A 20,670-nucleotide genomic window follows, 5' to 3' on the forward strand; every position below is an offset into this window, starting at 1 on the left:
GCTGGCGCCGCACGGCGCGACAGGCGCGGCCTCCCATCCGAACGCGGTGGTTCGGGCCGACATGGTCGACCGCAATGGCGCCCTGCTGGCGACGAACATCACCCACTACGGCCTCTACATAAATCCCGCGGAGGTCTGGGACAGGGCCGAGGCGGCGGCGAAGATCCGCCGCGTCCTGCCGCGCGTCTCCACCAGCCGGCTGAACCGGGTGCTGAACGGCGAGCGCCGGCTGCTGCTGGTCAACCGCCTGACGCCGCAGGAGAAGGTGGCGGTCCACGCGCTCGCACTGGGCGGCGTGACCTTCGAGCCGGAGGACGTGCGCGTCTATCCGCTAGGTCAGTCGGCGCGGCACGTCGTCGGCAACGTCGACACCGGCGGCGTCGGCCTGTCCGCCGCCGAGCGGGCCTTCAACGACGAAATCCGCGCGGCCGGCGCCCGGGGCGAGACCTTCCAGGTGTCGATCGACCTGCGGGTGCAGGGCGTGCTCGAGAACGAACTGGCCGCCGCTGCCGCGGCGACCGGGGCCAAGGGCGCGGTCGGGATCATCACCGACGTGCAGACCGGCGAGGTTCTGGGCATGGCCAGCTATCCGGCCGCTAACTCGCGCAACCTCGCCTCCGCCGCGACCTACGAGATGGGTTCGGTGTTCAAGACCTTCACCGTCGCGGCCGCGATCGACACGGGCCGAGCCGACATGAACACCCTGCTGGACGCCTCCGAGGCGCTGCAGATCGGCAAGCGGCGCATCACCGACTTCCACGCCACGAACAAGGTGCTGACGCTGGAGGAGGTCTATCTGCACTCTTCCAACATCGGCACGTCGCGACTCTCGACCGAGATGGGGCCGCGGGTGATGCGCGACTATTTCGAACGCTTCGGTCTGCTGAGCAAAGCCCCGTTCGAGATCGCCTCCGAGACGCCGATCGTGCCGCGCGAGTGGTCCGACTCGACGCTGGCTTCGCTGTCGTTCGGCTATGGAATCTCGGTCACTCCGCTCCAGGTGGCGGCGGCGATGCAGGCCCTGACCAACGGCGGCCGCTACATCCCCCTGACGCTGCGCAAGGGCGGACGACCCGACGCGCCGGCGCGCCAGATCGTCTCGCCTGAGACCTCCCGCACCATGCTGGACCTGATGCGCCGCAACGTGGTGCGCGGATCGGGCGGGCGGGCGGAGGCGCCGGGCCTGCGGGTCGGCGGCAAGACCGGCTCGGCCAACAAGTCGGTCAACGGCCGCTATTCCACCGCCCACGCGATCGGCACCTTCGCCGGCGTCTTCCCGGCCGACGGTCCGCTGAACGCGCGCCGGTACCAGATCCTGGTGCTGATCGACGAGCCGCAGACCTATCCCCGCACCGGCGGCTTCGTGGCGGCGCCCGCCGTGGGCCGGATCGCCGACCGCATCGCGCCCTTCCTCGGGGTCGCACGGCGGGCCGACGCCTACCGCACAGCCGTCGGCGAGGTCATCCCCGCCTTCGAGGACCAGGAAGGGGACGGGCGATGATCGTCGCCCCGCCTTCCATCAAGCTTTCAGAACTGCTGCGCCGCGACGTCAGCGCCGACCCCGTGATCACCGGCGTCACCGCGGACAGCCGCAAGGTCGGACCCGGCTCGCTGTTCGTGGCCCTACCTGGCAGCGCCGCCGACGGCCGCGCCTTCATCCCGCAAGCCCTCTCTCAGGGCGCCGCCGCCGTGCTGGCTCCGGTCGATACGGACGCGGCTCTGGCGCCGGTGCTGGTCACCTCCGGGGACGTGCGCCGGGCCTACGCCATCGCGGCCCGCAGCTTCTACGGCGCGCAGCCGGCCACCTGTGTGGCGGTGACCGGCACCAACGGCAAGACCTCTGTCGCCGCCTTCTGCCGCCAGATCTGGGCTTCCCTGGGCCTTCATGCCGCGAGCATGGGCACCCTTGGGGTTTTGGCGCAGTCCGGTAACGTTAATCAGGCGTTGACCGGCCCTGGGTTGACCAGCCCGGACGCGGCCGACGCGGCGCGGATGCTGGCCGATCTGGCGGGCCGCGGCGTGACCCATCTGGCGCTGGAGGCCTCGTCACACGGCATCGACCAGCGGCGGCTGGACGGCGTGACGCTGAAGGCGGCGGCCTTCACCAACCTGACGCAGGACCATCTCGACTATCACGGCGACATGGCCGCCTATCGGGCCGCCAAGATGCGGCTGTTCGAGACCTTGTTGCCACGCGGCCGGACCGCGGTGCTCAACGCTGACTCGGACGCCTACTCCAGCTTCGCCGCCGCCTCGATCATGTCCGGGCTGGGCGTCATGTGCGTGGGCGAGCGGGGCAGGGACCTGTCGCTGATCGAGCGCCGGGCCGTGCCGGAGGGGCAGCGGCTGACCATCGACGCGCGCGGATCGATCCACGAGGTGCTGCTGCCGCTGGCCGGCGCCTTCCAGGCCTCGAACGCCCTGGTCGCCGCCGGTCTGTGCATCGCCGCGGGCGAGACGCCGGAGGGGGTGCTGGCGGGGCTGGAGACCATCACCGGAGCGCAGGGACGGCTGGAGCGGGTCCCGGGCGGCGGGCGCGGCGAGGTCTATGTCGACTACGCCCACACGCCCGACGGGCTGGAAACGGTGCTGAAGGCCCTGCGGCCCCATGCGACGGGTCGGCTGATCGTGGTCTTCGGCGCCGGCGGCGACCGGGACCGGGCCAAGCGGCCTTTGATGGGCGAGATCGCCGGGCGGCTGGCCGACGTCGCCATCGTCACCGACGACAATCCGCGCTCGGAAGACCCGGCCGCGATTCGGCGAGCGGTGCGCGAGGGTTGCCCGATCGCCAGGGAGATCGGCGACCGGCGCGAAGCCATCCACTACGCCATCGACATGCTGCGCGATGGAGATGTGGTGGTCATCGCCGGAAAAGGGCATGAGCAGGGACAGATCATCGGCGGGACGACTCACCCGTTCGATGACGCCACCGTCGCCGCCGAAGCCCTCCGCCTCCATGCCTGACGTCCCACCGCTCTGGACCTCCGCCGAGATTGAAACCGCGACCGGAGGACGGCTGTCCGGCCGGCCATTTGGGGCGCACGGGATCACCTACAACAGCCGCGAGATCGTCGCCGGCGACCTGTTTCTGGCGCTGCAGGGCGCGCGCGACGGACATGACTTCGCCGCCGCAGCCTTCGCCGCGGGCGCCGCCGGAGCCCTCGTCGAGCGACCGGTCGAGGGCGGTTCGGCGGTCGTGACGGCCGATACGCTGCGCGCCTTGGAGGCGCTGGGCGCGGCCGCCCGGGATCGCACCCCCGCCCTGCGCGGCGCCGTCACGGGCTCCGTCGGCAAGACCAGCGTCACCCAGGCGGTCAAGGCCGGGCTCGACCTCGCCGGCCCGGCCCACGCCTCGATCAAGAGCTACAACAACCACATCGGCGTGCCTCTGACGCTCGCACGCATGCCGCGTGAGACGCAGCGGGCCGTTTTCGAGATCGGCATGAACGCGCCGGGCGAGATCGCGCCGCTGTCGCGGCAGGTGCGGCCGCACGCGGCCTGCGTCACCACGGTCGGGCCGGTGCATATAGAGGCCTTCGCCGACGGCGAGGCGGGGGTGGCGGCGGAGAAGGCGTCCATATTTGACGGGTTGGTCGAGGGCGGGGTCGCCGTGTTCAACGCCGACGTCGCCCATGCGGCGGTGCTCGATCTGGCGGCGGCGCTGGCCGGCGCGCGGCGGGCGACCTTCGGAAGTGCAGCGGGCTGCGACGCGCGGCTGCTCGACTTCCAGCCGGACGAGCAGGGCGCCACAGTGCGGGCGGAGCTTCGCGGACGGGCGCTGGAGTTCCGGTTAGCCCAGTCGGGCTTTCATTGGGGCCTGAACAGCTTGTGCGTCCTGCTGATGCTCGAGGCGCTGGACGTGCCGGTCGACACCGCCTTGAGCGCGCTGGCCGACCTCCGACCGCTGGCGGGTCGGGGACAGACCGCCGTGATCCACGGACCGGGCGGGGCCTTCACCCTGATCGACGAGAGCTACAACGCCAATCCGCTCTCGATGGCGGCGGGCTTCCGCAGCCTCGGCGCCAGGCCCGTGATCCAAGGCGGCCGGCGAGTTGTCGTGCTGACGGACATGCTCGAGCTGGGTGACCAGTCGCAGACCCTGCACGAAGGCCTGGCCGGTCCGATCGACGCCGCCGGACTGGATCTCGTCCATGCGGCCGGTCCCGAGATGAAGCGGCTCTACGATAGCCTGCCGACGTCCCGTCAGGGGCTCTGGCGCGAGACCGCCGCCGAGTTGGCGGAAGAGGCGGCGATGCTGGCCGGACCTGGCGACATCGTCATGGTCAAGGGATCGAACGGCTCGAAGGCCTCCATGGTCGCCAGGGCGCTGGCGGCACTCGGCGAAGCGCCGCGCGCGAAGGGATAGGAACCGCCCATGTTCTACCTGCTGTATCTCTACTACGCGGACATCGCGCAGGATTATCCGCTGCTGAACCTCGTCCAGTACCAGACGGTGCGGGTCGGGCTGGCGATGGCGACGGCGATGATCGTGGCCGTGGCCATGGGCAGCCGCTTCATCGCCTGGATGAGGGTCAAACAGGGCAAGGGCCAGCCGATCCGCGACGACGGTCCCGTATCGCACCTGTCCAAGGTCGGGACGCCGACCATGGGCGGGCTGATGATCCTCGCCGGGATCGCGGTGGCCGTGTTCCTGTGGGGCGACCTGACCAATCCCTACATCTGGATCGTCAGCTTCGTCACCGCCGCCTTCGGCGTGCTGGGCTTCGTCGATGACTACGCCAAGGTGTCGAAACAGACATCGGCGGGCCTGACCTCGAAGCAGAAGCTGCTGGCGCAGGTCGTGGTCTCGGTCATCGCCGGGCTGCTGACCGTGCTGTGGATGACCGCCTCGCCCACCACGCCGAACCTTGAAACCTCGATCGCCTTCCCATTCTTCAAGGCGGTGCTGCTGAATGTAGGATGGTTCTACGTCGCCTTCGCAGCCTTCACCATCGTGGGGTTTTCCAACGCCGTGAACCTGACCGATGGTCTTGATGGGCTGGCGATCGTGCCGGTGATGATGGCGGCGGCGGCGTTCGGCCTCATCAGCTATCTGGTGGGGAATTTCATCTTCTCCGACTACCTCGGCGTCCACCACGTGCCGGGGGCGGGCGAGCTCGCCATCTTCGGCGCCGCCATCATCGGCTCGGGCACGGGCTTCCTCTGGTACAACGCCCCGCCGGCCAAGATCTTCATGGGCGACACCGGATCCCTGGCCCTGGGCGGCGCATTGGGGGCCATCGCGGTGGCCACCAAGCACGAGCTGGTGCTCGGCATCGTCGGCGGCCTGTTCGTGGTCGAGGCCGCCTCGGTCATGATCCAGGTCGCCTACTTCAAGGTCACAAAGAAGCGCATCTTCCTGATGGCCCCGATCCACCACCACTTCGAGAAGATGGGCTGGCCGGAGTCGACCGTGGTGATCCGCTTCTGGATCGTCTCGGCCATGCTGGCGCTGGCGGGTCTGGCGACGCTGAAGTTGCGGTAATGGCCCGGGACCTTGTCTATCATCCCACCGAGGCGGGCCTTTCGCCGAGCCCTCCCCCTCGACGGGGAAGGGAGGGACCCTGCGCATGATCGCCGTCCCCGGCCTTGAAGGGCGGCGCATCGCGGTGTTCGGCCTCGGCCGGTCGGGGTCGACCGCGGCGCGGGCGCTTCATGCGGGCGGCGCCCTGCCGGTGCTGTGGGACGACAGCGTCTCCAGCCGGATGCAGGCCGAGGCGGAAGGTTTCGCGGTCGAGGATCTGACCGGCGCCGACTGGTCAGGCTTCGCGGCGCTGGTGCTGTCGCCCGGCGCGCCCCTGACCCACCCGCGGCCGCATTGGACGGTCGGCAAGGCGCGGGACGCCGGCGTGGAAGTGGTCGGTGACATCGAGCTGTTCGCCCGCGCGCTTGCGGCCCTGCCGGAGGCGGAGCGGCCGAAGGTCGTGGCGATCACGGGCACCAACGGCAAATCGACGACGACGGCGCTGCTGGGCTGGGTGCTGAAGCAGGCGGGGCTGACGGTCCACGTCGGCGGCAACATCGGCATCGGCGTGCTGGCCCTGCCGGCGCCCACTGCTGACGCCGTCTACGTCATCGAGGTGTCCAGCTATCAACTCGACTTGACGACCACGTTCGCGCCCGATGTGGCGATCCTGACCAACATCAGCCCGGACCATCTGGACCGGCACGGCGGGATGGCGGGGTATGTCGCGGCGAAGGCGCGGATTTTCGCGCATGCGGGCCTGTCGCTGGTCGGGGTGGATGAGGAATGGGGGCGGAAAATCGCCTCGAGCTTGGCCTCGGCGGGCCGGTTCGGAACCCTCATCTCAGCTCATCCCGGCGAAAGCCGGGACCCAGTGCTTTTCAGCGAGATCCAAGGGCCAGGGGACAACAGCCAGTGCGAGCTTGCCGCGACCGGTCATCCAAAGAACTGGGTCCCGGCTTTCGCCGGGATGAGCGGAGTGTTGAAGGCCGGGCCGGGTTGCTTGAGCATCGAAGGCCAACCGGTCGCCGATCTGCGCTCCGCCCGCTCTCTCCCTGGCCGCCACAACGCCCAGAACGCCGCCTTCGCCTACGCCGCCGCCCGGGCGCTCGGTGTACCGCATGACGCGGCGGTCAAAGGCCTGCTCACCTTCCCCGGGCTCGCTCACCGCATGGAGGAGGTCGCCCGGCTCGGCCGCATCCGCTTCGTCAACGACTCCAAGGCCACCAACGCCGACGCGGCGCGGCAGGCGTTGTCGTCGTACGACCGCAGCTTCTGGATCGCCGGCGGCCGCGCCAAGGCCGGCGGGATCGACGACCTGGAGGATCTGTTCCCGCGCGTGGCCGAAGCCTTCCTGATCGGCGAGGCGGCGGGGCCGTTCGCGGCGCGGCTCGGCGACACCCCGCACCGGATCAGCGGCGACATGGCGACGGCCGTGCGCGAGGCCGCCGAGGCCGCCGCCGCCACGGGCCGCGACGAGGTGGTGCTGCTGTCGCCCGCCGCCGCCAGCTTCGACCAGTATCCGGACTTCGAGGCGCGGGGCGAGGCGTTCCGCGCCGCTGTTCTTAACCTCGGGGCTACGCCTTCAGGTCATGGTTAGCGAACCATGACCGCCCCCGGCTACAACCCCGCCTTCTCGCGCAACGACCAGAGCCCGATCGCCAAGTGGTTCTGGACCGTCGACCGCGGCCTGCTGGGCGCCGCCCTGACCCTGGTCGGGCTGGGCGTCGCCCTCAGCTTCGCCTCGAGTCCCGCGGCCATCCTCGCCGACGAGTCGATCAGCGATCCCTTCCACTATTCCTGGCGGATGCTCGTCTGGGCCGGCGGCGGGACGGCGGCGATGCTGATCGCGTCGCTGCTGTCGCCGCGTGGCGTGCGCCGGATCGCCCTCCTGGCGCTGTTGGGCGCCATCGTGGTGATGGCGGCCCTGCCGTTCATCGGCAACGAGGTGAAGGGCGCCGCGCGCTGGGTCAATCTGGGGCCGTTCAGCCTCCAGCCGTCGGAGTTCGCCAAGCCGGGCCTGATCGTCTTCTCCGCGTGGATGTTCTCGGAGGCGCAGAAGGGGCAGGGGGTGCCGGGGGTGAGCATCGCCTTCGCGGCTTGGGCCCTCTCCGTTGGTCTGCTGCTGATCCAGCCCGACATCGGCCAGACGCTGCTGATCACCACCACCTTCATGGCTGTGTTCTTCATGGCCGGGGTGCCGCTGAAGTGGGTCGCCGCTCTCGCGGCGGCGGGCGCGGCAGGAGTGGTCGGGCTGTATTTCACCTTCAGCCACATGCGGGACCGGCTGAGCCGCTTCCTTTCGCCGGAGACCACCGACACCCACCAGATCGACCGCGCCTCCGAGGCCATCCGCGCGGGCGGACTGGTCGGACGCGGCGTCGGCGAGGGCGTGATGAAGCGGCACGTTCCCGACCTGCACACCGACTTCATCTATTCCGTCGGGGCCGAGGAGTTCGGCCTGATCCTGTCGCTGGCCATGATCGGCCTCTACGCCTTCATCGTCGTGCGCGGGATGCGCCGGGCCATGAAGCTGACCGATCCGTTCGAGCAGACGGCGGCGGCGGGGCTGTTCATGCTGATCGGCCTGCAGGCCTGCATCAACATCGCCGTGAACCTGAACCTGATCCCGACCAAGGGCATGACTCTGCCCTTCATCAGCTACGGCGGCTCGTCGATGCTAGCCATGGGCCTGACCATGGGGCTGGCGCTGGCGCTGACCCGGCGGCGGCCGGGCGCCTACGAGCCCGGGACCAGCCTGCCGCAGCGGCGGCGGATACTGCCGTGAAAGCATCGGCGCCGAAGGTCTGCGTCGTCGCCGCCGGGGGGACGGGCGGCCACATGTTTCCCGCCGAGGCTCTCGCGCGGGAGCTTCAGGCCCGCGGGTGGCGGATCGTCCTGGCCACCGACCACCGCGGGCAGGCCTACGCCCAGGCCTTTCCAGCCGAAGAGCGGATCGCCCTCGACGCGGCGACTGGACGCGGGTTGATCGGCATGACCAGAGCCGGCGTCGCCATCGCGCGAGGGGTGGTCAAGGCCCGCGCCGCCCTCAACCGGCTGGACGCGGCGGTGGTGGTGGGGTTCGGCGGCTATCCGTCCGCTCCCGCCCTGATCGCCGCCCTCAGCCAGCGCCGTCCGACCCTGTTGCACGAACAGAACGCAGTCCTGGGGCGGACCAACCGTTGGCTGGCGCCTTCGGTCGGCGGAATAGCGGCTTCCTTCCCTGACCTGCGGAAAGTCCCGCAGGCCGTGGGCGCGCGGGTCACCCTGGTGGGAAATCCTGTGCGCCCCGACATCCGCGCCCTATACGACCGCCGCTGGACCGCCCCGGAGCCGGCGGGTGCGATCCATGTGCTGGTCACCGGAGGAAGTCAGGGCGCTCGCATCCTCGCCGAGACTGCGCCGCGTGCGCTGGCCGCCCTGCCCGAAGCGCTGCGCGGCCGGCTGAGGGTGCAGCAGCAGTCGCGCACCGAGACGCTGGAGGCGGCGCAACAGATCTATCTGGAGGCCGGGATCGCGGCCGAGGTCGCGCCCTTCTTCCGCGATATGGCCGGCCGCCTGTCAGCGGCGCATCTGGTCATCGGCCGCGCCGGGGCCTCGACCTGTTCGGAACTGGCGGTCGCCGGCGTGCCGTCGCTGCTGATCCCGTTGAAGATCGCCATGGACGACCACCAGCGCTTCAACGCGGCAAGTCTCGCCAGCGCCGGCGGAGCCGAGGTGATGCTTGAGGACGAGGTGACGGTGGAGCGTCTGACGCAGGCCCTGGCGGCGCTGCTCGGCGACCCGGCCCGGCTCGAAGCCATGAGCCGTGGCGCGCGCTCGGCCGCGCTGCCCGACGCAACGCGCGCCCTCGCCGACATGGTCGAGGCAGGCGCCAGGCCCGACTGAACGTCAGGGCTGGGCGGCGAAGGTCTGCGCCGCTGAGGCGCGGGCCGCGGCGAGCGTCGGCAGCGGTTCAGCGCGTGGACGGGCCGTTGCGCAGGCCGCCGCCATCGTGACGGCGCCGGGCGTGCCGGGGGCCGGCGTGGCGTGGATGTCGATGCCCGCATCGGTTCGAAGACGGGTCGCCTCGCGGTAGACGGCGGTGCGCACCGTCCGAGTGGTTTGGCCGGCGCAGTCGATGTCCCACTGGAGCGCAAGGGCGTTCGCGCCGCCCGGGATGGGCTGTTTCAGGAACACCCACGTCCACAGCCCGACCCGACCCCCTTCTCCGGGCGTGGGCGCCGTCATGAAGGCCACCGCGCCGGGAGCCTGGAATATCTGGCGCATGGGCGCGTCCGGGCCTTCCGTCGCATCCTGCGCCGCCGCTGCGGCCGGGATCGCCAGCGACATGGCCGCCGCGATGCAGAATTGAAGTCTTTTCATCAGGATCCTCCGTTCCGAGCATACGACCAGATCGCGGTGACAGGCCAGTCCCGAAGGCGGCCTCCCCGGCACTCAATCCATGTCGCGGTCCGCCAGAGCGGCGCGCCCGATGCGGATCGCATCCGCCAGGTTAGTGGCGTCGGCCTCGCCGGCCGAGGATGGATCGCAGGCGACCGCCAACAGCTCCGCCGCGTCTCCGCCCGGCGCGGCGTCATAGGCCGGAGCCGGATCGGCGGTCGCCGGTCCTTCGCCGCCGCCTTCGCGAACGGATGCGAAGTCGAGCCGGTCGGCGGTCCCTGCCGCGCAGTCGAAGCTCCACCATGACCACCCGCCGAGATAGGTTTGGCCCGCGGCCTGGAAGTCCGCCTCCGTCACTTGAAGGCTGCGCAGGCGCACCCGGTCGCCCTCGCGCGAAACCGTCGACAGATCGGCGAGCACGGCGAACCGCCCGACCCCCGTCAGGACCAGCCTGTGGCCCTGAGTGTGCGGCTGGGCGCCGACCGGCGCGACGAGCAGGGCGGCTGTCAGGACGGCGAGCAGTGCGGTTTTCATGCATCCTCGTAACCGCCCGTTGACGGCGGCGCGACTATTCTCGTGGTCATGACCCGCTTCATGACGCTCGACTTCGCCGCGGGAGACCGGTCAGCGATGCTGGACCGGGTCATCGGCATGGCGCGGGGACCGTACGGATACGTCGTTACGCCCAACGTCGATCATGTCATCAAGCTGATGGACGGCCGGGTTCGGCGCGACGTCTATGAAGGCGCCGATCTGAAGATTTGCGACAGCCGGATCCTGGCCCATCTGGCGCGGCTCCGCGGGATCAGCCTCACCGTCTATCCCGGCTCGGATTTGACGGCCGACCTGCTGGCGTCATGTGCCTCGCAAGGCTTGACGATCGGCGTCTTCGGGCCGGATCAAGCCGCGTTCGATGAGTTGTCGGCCCTCTATCCGCGCCAGCGCCTGCTCTGGATCGAAGCGCCGATGCTGAGACCCGGCGCGCCGGAGTGGGACGCCGCCGTTCGATCCGCCGCGGATGCGGAATGGGACGTGCTGCTGGCCTGCGTCTCCTTTCCCAAGCAGGAGCTTTTCGCCCATGCCGTGCGGGCCGCCGGCCGCCGTACAGGCGTGGCCCTGTGCGTCGGGGCCTCCGTTGACTTTCTGACCGGTCGCCAGAAGCGGGCGCCCGAAATGTTCCAACGCCTCTCCCTGGAATGGCTGCACCGCTTGCTCAGCCAGCCTCGCCGGATGTTCCGGCGCTACGTCGTCGAGGGGCCTGCGATTTTCGCGTGGTTCCTGCGGACCGAGGTGCTGGGCTCGCCCAGGTAAGAGCTCAGGCCGCCACGATCTCTTCCGCCTGCGTGAGATCCACGCTGACCAGCTGCGACACGCCGCGTTCGGGCATGGTCACGCCGTAGAGCCGGTCCATCCGGCTCATGGTCACGGGGTTGTGGGTGATGACGATGAAGCGGGTGTCGGTGCGCTTCCGCATCTCGTCCAGCATGCGGCAGAAACGGTCGACGTTGGCGTCGTCCAGAGGGGCGTCGACCTCGTCGAGCACGCAAACCGGCGCGGGGTTGGCCAGGAAGACGGCGAAGATCAGGGCCGCCGCCGTCAGGGCCTGCTCGCCGCCCGACATCAGGCTCATCACCGCCAGCCGTTTGCCGGGCGGGCAGGCGTAGATTTCGAGCCCGGCCTCGAGCGGGTCGTCGCTCTCGACCAGCTTCAGCTCGGCCTGGCCGCCGCCGAACAGGGCCTCGAACAGGCTTTTGAAGTTGTCGTTGATGACGTCGAAGGCCGCCGTCAGCCGCTCGCGGCCCTCGGCGTTCAGCTCGTCGATGCCGTCTCTCAGCTTGGCGATCGCGGAGGTGAGGTCCGAGCGCTCCGCCTTCATGGTCTGGAGCCGGTCGCCATATTCGAGCGCCTCATCCTCCGCCCGCAGGTTGACCGCGCCCAAGGCCTCGCGTTCCCGCTCGAGGCCGAACAGCAGGCTCTCGGCGCCGGCCGCGTCGGGGGGGCGGGCGATGGCGTCGTCGGTCAGCTTCTGCCCCAGATCTTCGGGCGACATCTCGGCCGTTTCGCGCAGGGTTTTCTCGGCCTCGGCGAGGCGTTCCGCAGCGCTCTCGGCGCGCGCCGCCAGCCCGGCGCGAGCTTCGCGCGCGGCCGAGGCGGCGGCTTCAGCCGCCCGGGCCGTGCGATCGGCTTCTGCGGCCTCGCCTTCCGCGACCGCCAAGGCGTCCGCCGCGGCCCTGCGCCGGGTCTCGGCGGCGGTCAGGGCGTCAAGCAGCGACGACCGCTGGGCCGCCAGCCGGTCTGGCGCCTCGGCGGCGGTCTTCAGCCTGGCGGCGGTCGTCTCCGCGTCTTTCCGCAGCGACGCGATCCGGGCCTTGGCTTCATTGGCGCGCCCGACCCACCCGACGCCTTCGCGGTTCAGCGCTTCCAGCCGCGCCTGACGGCCCGCCACCTCGCGCGCTTCGGCGTCGCGGTTGACCCGCGCCGTCGCCGCGGCGGCCCGGGCCGTGTCCGCGGCCGTGCGGGCGGCGGCGAGTTCCGCCCTCAATCCGTCGAGCGTTTGCGAGGGCGCGTCCGTACCCTGCGCCTCGATCAGAGCGATCCGCGCCGCCTCGACCTCGTCCGTGAGTCGCCCCAGGGTTTCGTCCAGGGCCTGCGCGCGCGCCTCGCGGCGGACCTGTTCGCGGCCCATCGCTTCGAGCCGGTCGCGGGCGGCCGTGACGGCCTTGTCGAGCGGGAAGGGCGCCGCGCGGGCGGTCTTCACCGTCTCCTCGGCTGCGCGGAAGGCGTCGGTCGCGGCCTTGAGCGCCTCCTGCGCCTCCTCCAGCGCCGGTCGGCCCTCATCGATCTCGTCCTCCAGCTCCGCCAGCCGGGTCCGCTGGGCCAGCCGCACCGCCGCCGGACGGGGAGCCTCCGCGCGTTGGACGAAACCGTCCCAGCGCCACAGGTCGCCCTCGCGCGTGACCAGTCGCGCGCCTGCCGGCAGGGCCTTCGACAAGGTCTCGATCCCGGCCCGGTCGGCCACCCCGCACAAGGCCAGGCGCGCTTTCAGCTGGTCCGGAGCCTTGACGTGATCGGCCAGCGGCTTGATCCCCGCCGGCCATGACGGGGCGGGGGCGTCGGCGCCGGCCCAGTAAGCCGCCGCGCGCGCGTCCAGCGCCGCGTCCAGATCGTCGCCGAGCGCCGCGGCCAGCGCCGCCTCATAGCCTCGGTCCGCCTGAACCGTGTCCAGCGCCGGCGGGTGCTCCCGCTTTCCCTGGGTCAGCAGCTGGGCGAGGCCGCGCGCCTCGGTCTGCAGTCGGCCCAGCTGGTCCTCGGCCGACCGCGCCGCCTGCCGCGCGTCCTGCTCGGCGCGGGCGCGGTCGCCGCGCGCCGCCTCCGCCGCCTCGACCGCCGCGCGCGCCACTGCCAGTTCCATCTGGGCGGTCTCCAGCGCCGTTCGCGCCGCCTCGATCTCCGGCGTCTGCAGCGGCCCCAGCGCCGCGCGCTCGGCTCCGGCGGACGCCAGCTGCGCCTCGGCCCGCGCGACACGCGCCTCGGCGTCCCGTTTTCGCGCGGTCTCGGCGGCGAGTCGCGCTTCGACGGCGGCCACGGCTCCCGCCACGCGCTCGACCTCCAGGTCGGCGGTCCGCCGAGCGTCTTCGGCGGAAGCCAGAGCGGCCTCAAGTTCGGGGCCTCGGGCCGGCGCCGCGGAGATCTCGGCGGTCAGCGCTTCCAGGTCAGCGCCCAGTCGGCTCAGTTCGCGATCGGCGTCTCCGGCCATGGCGGATTCGCGGTCGATGTCCGTCTCGATCCGCGCCGCTTCGGAGGTCAGGCGCTCGACGTCGGCGCGGGCGGATTGTTCGGCCAGATCCAGTCGGTCGCGCTCGAGCGAGGCGCGATGCAGCAGGGCCCCGGCGACGGCGTCCTCTTCGCGGGCGGGCTTCAGCGCTTCCTGCGCTGCGAGCGCGGCCGTCTGTGCCCGGCTTGAGGCGACGGTCGCCCCGCTGACGGCCCGGTCGGCCTCGGCCATCTCGCCCGCCGCCGCCTCGGCCGCGAGTCGGGCGTCGTTCCAGCGAACGTAGACCAGGGCGGCCTGCAGGGCGCGGATCTCGGCCGAAATCTTCTTGTAGCGCTCGGCCTGCCGCGCCTCCCGCTTCAGCCGCGACAGCGCCGTCTCCAGCTCCCGTCCGATGTCGTCCAGCCGCTCCAGGTTGGCTTCGGCCGCCCTCAGCCTCAGCTCGGCCTCGTGCCGCCGGGTGTGCAAGCCGGCGACCCCGCCCGCCTCCTCCAGAATGCGGCGGCGGTTCTGCGGCTTGGCGGCGATCAGTTCGCTGATCTGGCCTTGACGGACCAGCGCCGGGCTGTTGGCGCCGGTCGAGGCGTCGGCGAACAGCAGCTGCACGTCGCGGGCGCGAACCTCCTTGCCGTTGATGCGATAGGTCGAGCCCTGACCCCGGTCGATCCGGCGCGACACCTCGATGATCGCACTGTCGGTAAAGGGCTGGGGCGCCTTCCTCTGCGCGTTGTCGATGGTCAGCTGGACCTCGGCGTGATTGCGCGGCGGGCGGTCAGCGGCGCCGGCGAAGATGACGTCGTCCATGCCCTGGCCGCGCATGGCCTTGGCCGAGTTGGCGCCCATGACCCAGCGCAGGCCTTCCAGCACATTGGACTTGCCGCAGCCGTTGGGTCCGACCACGCCGGTGAGGCCCGGCTCGATGTGCACCTCGGCCGGATCGACGAAGGACTTGAAGCCCACGAGCCGGAGGCGCTGGAATTGCATGGGTCCTACGCGGTCAACGGGCTTCGGCCGCCTGGATGGCGACCTCCAGCCCGCCCAGCGAACGATCCCTGACCAGGCGGCCGTTGACGAAGAAGCTCGGCGTGTATTCGGCGCCCGCGGCCGTGGCGCTCTCGATGTCCCGGTTGATGGAGGCGCGGGTCGCCGGCGCGGTGACACAGGCGTCGATCTGCGCGCGCGTCCGGCCGCTGGCGGCGATTGCCGGGGCGTACCAGGTCTGCACGGCGCCGCCGCGCAGCACTCCGGCCTGCCCCCGCATCAGCGCCGAGGCGACGTCGAAAAAGCGGTCCGGCGCGGCACACCGGGCGAGGGCATGGGCGGGCAGGGACATCTGTTCCGGCGGCGTCGGCAGGTTGCGGAACACCAGTCGGACGCGCCCGGTGTCGACGAACCGCTGCTTGAACACCGGATAGACCAGTTGATGCCAATCGGCACAGGCGGGACAGGCGAATGAGGCGTACTCGATCACCGTGACGGGCGCGTCCTGGCGCCCGATGCTGCGATCCTGCGCCGTGACCGCGGCCACCTGCTCGGTCGCGATGGCGGGCGCCGGGGCCGTGGCGAAGGGGGCCACGGCCAGCGCGAGGATCAGCAGGACACGCGGAAGGCCCACCGGAGCGATCAGCCCTTCGCCAACTCTGCGTCGATGGCTCGCGACAGGTCTTCCATCGAGGTGCCGGCGATTTGGACGCCGTTGACGAAGAAGGCGGGGGTGCCGGTCACGCCTGCCTTGACCGCGGCCTGGCTGCGCTCTTCGGAGGCTTGCAAATTGGCGGGATCCTTAATGCAGGTCTCTATTTGCTGGTTGTTAAGGCCCGCGCCGTTGCCGACCCGGAACAGGGTGTCGCGAGGGTTCACACCGGCGCGCCACTCCGCCTGACTGGCCATGATGCCGTGGACCACGTCGAAATATTTGTCGGGGCCCGCGCAGCGGGCGATCATGAAGCCTGCGACCGCCACGTTCGCCGGCGGCGTCGGCAGCTCCCGGAAGACGTAGCGGACCTTGTTGGTGTCCACATAGGCGGCCTTGAAGGCCGGCCAGGTCGTCTCTTGCCAGGCGGCGCAGACGCCGCAGGTCACGGAGGCGTATTCCACCACCGTCACCTTGGCGCCGTCGGGCGCGCCCAGCGCCATGTCGCCTTCGGCCGAGGCCCCTGCGCCGCCGCCACCGCAACCTGCCAATGTGGCCATGGCGGCCATGGCTGCGGCGGTCATCGCCGCGCGGCGGCTCATGGCGGCGTATCGGTTCTGGGCGCTCATGGGGTCGTCCTCAACTGGGCGGGAAGGGGCGGAGCATCGCGCGATTCCCCGCGATCGCGCGCGTCTGTCCACTGTCGAGAACAGAAAGGGCGAAGTTTTGTCAACGTCCGGCGCGGTCGCGCCCTTTGTTCGGGTCGCCGAGGACGGCGCGGCCCAGCCGCTCAAGCGGACCTTTCAGGGCTTCAGGGGCGTCGGCGACGGCCGCCTTCAGCGTCGCCTCGTCGTGAGCGGCCAGGGGTTGAGAGGCTGGGCGGCGTCTGGGCGCGGCGGCGGCGATCTCCGACGGGGGTTTCACCGGACCCTGGGCGATGCGCAGCTTGTCGACGCTGCCGGCGCCGAGGAACAGATTGACGCGCTGCAGGATGTCCTCGGCCTGATGCTGCACCAGCAGGGCGGCGGGGCCCGCGACGCGGAGCTCCAAAGTGCCGCCGGCGCCGCCGCGGCCCTTGGTCAGCTTCTGGGGCCGGGTGACGCGGGCCAGCCGGTCGCCGACGATCTCGCGCCATCGCGGCTCGAGGGCGGAGGCGCCGCGGCCGAACTTGCCGTCCAGCTCCTTGATCAGAGCCTGCAGGGCCCGGCCCGCGCGGGGCGCCGGGCGCGGCGCGGGGCGCGACCGCTTGCGCGACAGGATTTCGCGGGCCTCGGCGTCGGTGGGGAGCGGACGGCGCATGCCTCATACTACCCGTCATCCTCGGGCTTGTCCCGAGGACCCATGGAAAGTCGAGGCGCCAGGGTCCCAGGATGTCGCTGATGATCCCGTCCTTCGATGCGACCGATGGATGGGTCCTCGGGACAAGCCCGAGGATGACGGGTAGGGGGACGGGATGGAGAAGGACAGAGTCCGCGCCGCCCTGCTGCACTGGTACGACGCCCACGGCCGCACGCTGGCGTGGCGCAGCCCGCCCGGCGCGCCGGCGCCCGATCCGTATCGGGTCTGGTTGTCGGAGGTCATGCTGCAACAGACCACCACGCCGCACGCCACGCCCTATTTCGAGCGCTTCACCGCCCGCTGGCCGACCGTCTCCGATCTCGCGGTGGCGGAGGACGCCGAGGTCATGGCCGCCTGGGCAGGGCTCGGCTACTACGCCCGCGCCCGCAACCTTCTGGCGTGCGCCCGAGCGGTGGCCGAGCGGCATGGCGGCGTCTTTCCCGACACGGAGGCTGAGCTGCTCGCCCTGCCGGGTGTGGGCGCCTATACGGCGGCCGCCGTGGCGGCGATCGCCTTCGGACGACCGTCCAATGTTGTGGACGGCAATGTCGAGCGCGTGGTCGCGCGGCTGTTCGCGGTCGAGACGCCGCTGCCGGTCGCGAAGCCGGAGTTGCGGCGGCTCGCCGGGAGGCTGGTGGATGAGGATCGCCCCGGCGACTGGGCGCAGGCCCTGATGGACCTCGGGGCGACGGTCTGCCGTCCCGGCCGTCCGGTTTGCGACCGGTGCCCGCTGCCCAGCTGGTGCGCCGGGTTTCAATCAGGCGCGCCGGAGCGATATCCGGTGAGGCCAGCCAAGACTGCGCGGCCGCATCGAACGGGCGTCGCATGGGTGCTGCGGGACGCCCATGGCCGGGTGGGACTGGTGCAACGGCCGGAGAAAGGGTTGCTCGGCGGCATGCTGGGGTTGCCGACGTCGGACTGGAGCGGAACCGCGACGCCGCCTCAGGCCCCTGCCGCGACGGGCTGGCGCGAGGCTGGCGCCGTCGAGCACGTCTTCACCCACTTCTCCCTGACCCTGACGGTGCTGGAGGGCGTGGGGGACGCCGACCTGCTGTGGACCGAGCCGGAGGCGGCGCTGAAGGCGCTGCCGACCGTGTTCCGCAAGGCGCTGGAGCGGGCGCTGGGGTAGGGGGGACGGCCGCGCTCAGTTCCTTTCCCCCCTCCTTCCGGGGCCGGAGCCGGCGAAGCCGGAGCAGGAACCCGGGACCCAAAGGGTGTGGCGCGGTGGGTGAGCGTGTCTTTCTCGAGCCTGGTCCCCTGGGTTCCGGGTTCCGCTCCGCGGGCCCGGAAGGACGAAGAGTCAGGCTCTGACCTGGGGTCGCCCTACTGCATCCCCGCCCGCACCTCGGCCCTCAGGGTGTCGATCGAGCGCAGGCCCTGATCGGTCTTGAAGCGCCAGTAGGTCCAGCCGTTGCAGGCGGGGGCGTTCTCGAACAGGGCGCCGAGCTTGTGAATCGAGCCGCTGAGCGAACCGGCCACCAGCGAGCCGTCGGCGCGGACGCGGGCTTCGCGGTCGCCCTTTGGGCAATACAGACGGTCGCCGGGGCGCAGCAGGCCGGCCTCGACCAGCGCCCCGAACGGCACCTTGGGCTCGTTCCGCTTGGAGCCCATCACGACCAGATCCTCGGGCGCGGCGGGGACCACGGCGTCGATCCGCGTCTGGGCCACGTCGGCGTAGGTCTCGTCGCGTTCGATGCCGATGAAATGACGCCCCAGCCGCTTGGCCGCCGCTCCGGTGGTGCCGGTGCCGAAGAAGGGGTCCAGCACCACGTCGCCGGGGCGGGTGGCGCTGAGCAGGACGCGGTGCAGCAGGCCCTCGGGCTTCTGTGTCGGATGGGCCTTCTTGCCGTCGGCGTCCTTGATCCGCTCCTCGCCGGTGCACAGGGCAAGCGTCCAGTCGGACCGCATCTGGGTGTCTTCGTTGAAGGCCTTCAGGGCGTCGTAATTGAAGGTGTAGCGCTTCTGGTCCCGCGACCGGGCGGCCCAGATGAGGGTCTCGTGGGCGTTGGTGAAGCGCGTGCCCTTGAAGTTCGGCATCGGGTTCGACTTGCGCCAGATAATGTCGTTCAGCACCCAGAAGCCGAGGTCCTGGATCGCCGCGCCCAGCCGGAACACGTTGTGATAGCTGCCGATCACCCAGATCGACCCTTCGGGCTTCAGCACCCGGCGGCACTCGGCCAGCCATTCGCGGGTGAAGGCGTCGTAGGACGCGAAGCTGTCGAACTTGTCCCAGTCATCGTCCACCGCATCGACCAGGCTGTTGTCGGGCCGCAGCAGGTCGCCGCCCAGCTGCAGGTTATAGGGCGGGTCGGCGAAGACCATGTCGACGCAGGCGTCGGGCAGGGACCTCAGCACCGCAATGCAGTCGCCGCGATGGATGACGTCGGTCTTCAGGTCGGACATGGAAACGCGGCCCCGCACAGCTTGGAGACCGAGTGGTGAATCATCGCGGTTAAGGGCGGGTTGATGAGGCGTCAGCCAATACCCCTCCGTCACCCCGCAAGTGCGGCGTGCCACCTCCCCGTCGCCGCGCGACAGGGAGGAGACAGGGAGCCGTCTCCTCCCCACCACGTGGGGGAGGGGGAGCGCGAAGCGGTGGAGGGGAACCGTCACGCTCGCTCACGGATTGTTACGGCCCCGGCCTCGCCTTAACGGACGCTCCGCGTTAGTCAGGCCGGAAGACGTTCAGGCTCAGGGGCTTTTGCATGACTCAGTGGGTGTACGGCTTCGGCGGGGGCTCGGCCGACGGCGATGCGTCGATGAAGAACCTGCTGGGCGGCAAGGGCGCGAACCTGGCGGAGATGTCGTCGCTGGGCCTGCCGGTGCCTCCAGGCTTCACCATCACCACCGAGGCCTGCGTCCACTACTATTCGAACGGCCAGAGCTATCCCGCCGACCTCGAGGGTCAGGTCGCGGCCGGTCTGAGAAAGGTCGAAGGCGTCGTCGGCAAGACCTTCGGCGACCCGAAGAACCCGCTGCTGGTGTCCGTGCGCTCGGGCGCCCGCGCCTCGATGCCGGGGATGATGGACACGGTCCTGAACCTCGGTCTCAACGACGAGACGGTCGAAGGGCTTGCGGCGCTGTCGGGCGACCGGCGCTTCGCCTTCGACAGCTACCGCCGCTTCATCACCATGTATTCCAGCGTGGTGCTGGGCCTCAGCCACGACGATTTCGAGGAGGTGCTCGACGACCACAAGGATCGTCTGGGCGTCACCATCGACACCGACCTGTCCGCCGCCGACTGGGAGAAGGTGGTCGCCGACTACAAGCGGGTGGTCGAGGACCGGCTGGGCCAGCCGTTCCCGCAGGATCCGACCGACCAGCTGTGGGGCGCGGTCTCCGCCGTTTTCGCCAGCTGGATGAACGACCGGGCGAAATTCTATCGCCGCATGCACGACATCCCCGAGAGCTGGGGCACGGCGGTGAACGTCCAATCGATGGTGTTCGGCAACATGGGCGAGACATCGGCCACCGGCGTCGCCTTCACGCGCAATCCGTCGACCGGCGAGGCGCGGCTGTACGGCGAGTTCCTGATCAACGCCCAGGGCGAGGACGTCGTCGCCGGCATCCGCACGCCCCAGTCGCTGACCCGCGAGGGCCGCGAGGAGATGGGAGAGACCGCCCCCTCGATGGAAGAGGCAATGCCCGAGGTGTTCGGCCAGTTCGTCGAGGTGGTGAACCGGCTCGAGAGCCACTACCGCGACATGCAAGACATCGAGTTCACGGTCGAGCAGGGTCGGCTGTGGATGCTGCAGACCCGCAACGGCAAGCGCACTGCCAAGTCGGCCCTGAAGGTCGCCGTTGATCTGGCGGCCGAAGGCGTGATCACCCAGGAGGAGGCGATCAGCCGGGTCGAACCGGCCGCCCTCGACCAATTGCTGCACCCAACGCTGGACCCCAAGGCCGAGCGCCGTGTCATCGCCGCTGGCCTTCCCGCCTCTCCCGGCGCGGCGACCGGCAAGATCTGTTTCGACGCCGACGAGGCCGAACGGCTGAACCAGCTCGGCGACGCCGTCATCCTGGTGCGCGAGGAAACGTCGCCCGAGGATATCCACGGCATGCATGCGGCGCGCGGCATCG

Annotated in this window: 17 protein-coding genes; 10 read left to right on the forward strand and 7 right to left on the reverse strand. The window is 70.6% G+C overall.

Annotation, left to right across the window (positions count from 1 at the left end):
• The 7 genes from VGB60_RS04535 to murG all read left to right on the forward strand — a co-directional run.
• Positions 1–1,501 (forward strand): penicillin-binding protein 2 (locus VGB60_RS04535; RefSeq protein ID WP_331037086.1); only part of this gene is annotated, 1,501 nt, incomplete at its 5' end.
• Positions 1,498–2,964, forward strand: a complete 1,467-nt coding sequence (locus VGB60_RS04540) for a UDP-N-acetylmuramoyl-L-alanyl-D-glutamate--2,6-diaminopimelate ligase (RefSeq protein WP_331037087.1) — start codon at positions 1,498–1,500, stop codon at positions 2,962–2,964. The genes VGB60_RS04535 and VGB60_RS04540, both read left to right, overlap by 4 nt.
• Positions 2,957–4,366 carry a UDP-N-acetylmuramoyl-tripeptide--D-alanyl-D-alanine ligase gene (locus VGB60_RS04545; RefSeq protein ID WP_331037088.1) on the forward strand — a complete coding sequence of 470 codons (1,410 nt, stop codon included), beginning with the start codon at positions 2,957–2,959 and terminating at the stop codon, positions 4,364–4,366. Before VGB60_RS04540 ends, VGB60_RS04545 begins: the two co-directional genes overlap by 8 nt.
• A 9-nt stretch (positions 4,367–4,375) precedes the next feature.
• Positions 4,376–5,485 (forward strand): phospho-N-acetylmuramoyl-pentapeptide-transferase, encoded by a 1,110-nt coding sequence (gene mraY, locus VGB60_RS04550; RefSeq protein WP_331037089.1) that lies wholly within the window; start codon positions 4,376–4,378, stop codon positions 5,483–5,485.
• Between the two features lie 85 nt (positions 5,486–5,570).
• Positions 5,571–7,064, forward strand: a complete 1,494-nt coding sequence (locus VGB60_RS04555; RefSeq protein ID WP_331037090.1) for a UDP-N-acetylmuramoyl-L-alanine--D-glutamate ligase — start codon at positions 5,571–5,573, stop codon at positions 7,062–7,064.
• 6 nt (positions 7,065–7,070) lie between these two features.
• Complete coding sequence (gene ftsW / locus VGB60_RS04560) at positions 7,071–8,252, forward strand: putative lipid II flippase FtsW (RefSeq protein ID WP_331037091.1); 1,182 nt, start codon at positions 7,071–7,073, stop codon at positions 8,250–8,252.
• Positions 8,249–9,352: an undecaprenyldiphospho-muramoylpentapeptide beta-N-acetylglucosaminyltransferase gene (murG, locus tag VGB60_RS04565; protein ID WP_331037092.1), complete on the forward strand. Its 1,104-nt coding sequence runs from the start codon at positions 8,249–8,251 to the stop codon at positions 9,350–9,352. Before ftsW ends, murG begins: the two co-directional genes overlap by 4 nt.
• A gap of 3 nt (positions 9,353–9,355) precedes the next feature.
• Here the strand turns inward: murG and VGB60_RS04570 are convergent, their stop codons facing one another.
• Both VGB60_RS04570 and VGB60_RS04575 read right to left on the reverse strand, forming a co-directional pair.
• Positions 9,356–9,829, reverse strand: coding sequence for a hypothetical protein (locus VGB60_RS04570; RefSeq protein WP_331037093.1), 474 nt, complete (start codon positions 9,827–9,829; stop codon positions 9,356–9,358).
• A 72-nt stretch (positions 9,830–9,901) separates the two neighbouring features.
• On the reverse strand, positions 9,902–10,381 hold the full coding sequence (locus VGB60_RS04575) for a surface-adhesin E family protein (protein WP_331037094.1): 480 nt from the start codon (positions 10,379–10,381) through the stop codon (positions 9,902–9,904).
• A 60-nt stretch (positions 10,382–10,441) separates the two neighbouring features.
• Between VGB60_RS04575 and VGB60_RS04580 the strand changes: the two genes are divergently transcribed.
• Positions 10,442–11,158: a WecB/TagA/CpsF family glycosyltransferase gene (locus VGB60_RS04580; protein WP_331037095.1), complete on the forward strand. Its 717-nt coding sequence runs from the start codon at positions 10,442–10,444 to the stop codon at positions 11,156–11,158.
• 4 nt (positions 11,159–11,162) lie between these two features.
• Here the strand turns inward: VGB60_RS04580 and smc are convergent, their stop codons facing one another.
• The 4 genes from smc to VGB60_RS04600 all read right to left on the reverse strand — a co-directional run bounded on the left by smc (position 11,163) and on the right by VGB60_RS04600 (position 16,551).
• A complete protein-coding gene (gene smc / locus VGB60_RS04585) occupies positions 11,163–14,603 on the reverse strand; it encodes a chromosome segregation protein SMC (RefSeq protein ID WP_331037096.1) in 3,441 nt (1,146 codons plus the stop codon).
• Between the two features lie 13 nt (positions 14,604–14,616).
• Positions 14,617–15,234, reverse strand: coding sequence for a DsbA family protein (locus tag VGB60_RS04590; protein ID WP_331037097.1), 618 nt, complete (start codon positions 15,232–15,234; stop codon positions 14,617–14,619).
• A gap of 8 nt (positions 15,235–15,242) precedes the next feature.
• Positions 15,243–15,881: a thioredoxin domain-containing protein gene (locus VGB60_RS04595; protein WP_331037098.1), complete on the reverse strand. Its 639-nt coding sequence runs from the start codon at positions 15,879–15,881 to the stop codon at positions 15,243–15,245.
• 100 nt (positions 15,882–15,981) lie between these two features.
• A complete protein-coding gene (locus tag VGB60_RS04600; protein ID WP_331037099.1) occupies positions 15,982–16,551 on the reverse strand; it encodes a DUF721 domain-containing protein in 570 nt (189 codons plus the stop codon).
• Between the two features lie 154 nt (positions 16,552–16,705).
• On the opposite strand from VGB60_RS04600, the gene mutY reads away from it, so the two are divergent.
• Entirely contained in the window at positions 16,706–17,719 is a 1,014-nt protein-coding gene (gene mutY, locus VGB60_RS04605) for an A/G-specific adenine glycosylase (RefSeq protein ID WP_331037100.1), read from the forward strand.
• Between the two features lie 194 nt (positions 17,720–17,913).
• Here the strand turns inward: mutY and VGB60_RS04610 are convergent, their stop codons facing one another.
• Positions 17,914–18,993 carry a site-specific DNA-methyltransferase gene (locus VGB60_RS04610; protein WP_331037101.1) on the reverse strand — a complete coding sequence of 360 codons (1,080 nt, stop codon included), beginning with the start codon at positions 18,991–18,993 and terminating at the stop codon, positions 17,914–17,916.
• A 302-nt stretch (positions 18,994–19,295) separates the two neighbouring features.
• Here VGB60_RS04610 and VGB60_RS04615 point away from each other — a divergent pair.
• Positions 19,296–20,670, forward strand: a 1,375-nt coding sequence (locus tag VGB60_RS04615) for a pyruvate, phosphate dikinase (protein ID WP_331037102.1), incomplete at its 3' end; no start/stop codon positions are given.

This window comes from Brevundimonas sp. (assembly GCF_036399195.1).
Classification (GTDB): domain Bacteria; phylum Pseudomonadota; class Alphaproteobacteria; order Caulobacterales; family Caulobacteraceae; genus Brevundimonas.

Bases quoted from the DNA above. Each gene is read 5' to 3' on its own strand.
- VGB60_RS04595 (WP_331037098.1), bottom strand. From the start codon at position 15,881: ATGAGCGCCCAGAACCGATACGCCGCCATGAGCCGCCGCGCGGCGATG.
- VGB60_RS04540 (WP_331037087.1), top strand. From the start codon at position 1,498: ATGATCGTCGCCCCGCCTTCCATCAAGCTTTCAGAACTGCTGCGCCGC.
- VGB60_RS04555 (WP_331037090.1), top strand. From the start codon at position 5,571: ATGATCGCCGTCCCCGGCCTTGAAGGGCGGCGCATCGCGGTGTTCGGC.
- VGB60_RS04545 (WP_331037088.1), top strand. From the start codon at position 2,957: ATGCCTGACGTCCCACCGCTCTGGACCTCCGCCGAGATTGAAACCGCG.
- smc (WP_331037096.1), bottom strand. From the start codon at position 14,603: ATGCAATTCCAGCGCCTCCGGCTCGTGGGCTTCAAGTCCTTCGTCGAT.
- VGB60_RS04570 (WP_331037093.1), bottom strand. From the start codon at position 9,829: ATGAAAAGACTTCAATTCTGCATCGCGGCGGCCATGTCGCTGGCGATC.
- mutY (WP_331037100.1), top strand. From the start codon at position 16,706: ATGGAGAAGGACAGAGTCCGCGCCGCCCTGCTGCACTGGTACGACGCC.
- VGB60_RS04575 (WP_331037094.1), bottom strand. From the start codon at position 10,381: ATGAAAACCGCACTGCTCGCCGTCCTGACAGCCGCCCTGCTCGTCGCG.
- mraY (WP_331037089.1), top strand. From the start codon at position 4,376: ATGTTCTACCTGCTGTATCTCTACTACGCGGACATCGCGCAGGATTAT.
- VGB60_RS04580 (WP_331037095.1), top strand. From the start codon at position 10,442: ATGACGCTCGACTTCGCCGCGGGAGACCGGTCAGCGATGCTGGACCGG.
- VGB60_RS04600 (WP_331037099.1), bottom strand. From the start codon at position 16,551: ATGCGCCGTCCGCTCCCCACCGACGCCGAGGCCCGCGAAATCCTGTCG.
- ftsW (WP_331037091.1), top strand. From the start codon at position 7,071: ATGACCGCCCCCGGCTACAACCCCGCCTTCTCGCGCAACGACCAGAGC.
- VGB60_RS04610 (WP_331037101.1), bottom strand. From the start codon at position 18,993: ATGTCCGACCTGAAGACCGACGTCATCCATCGCGGCGACTGCATTGCG.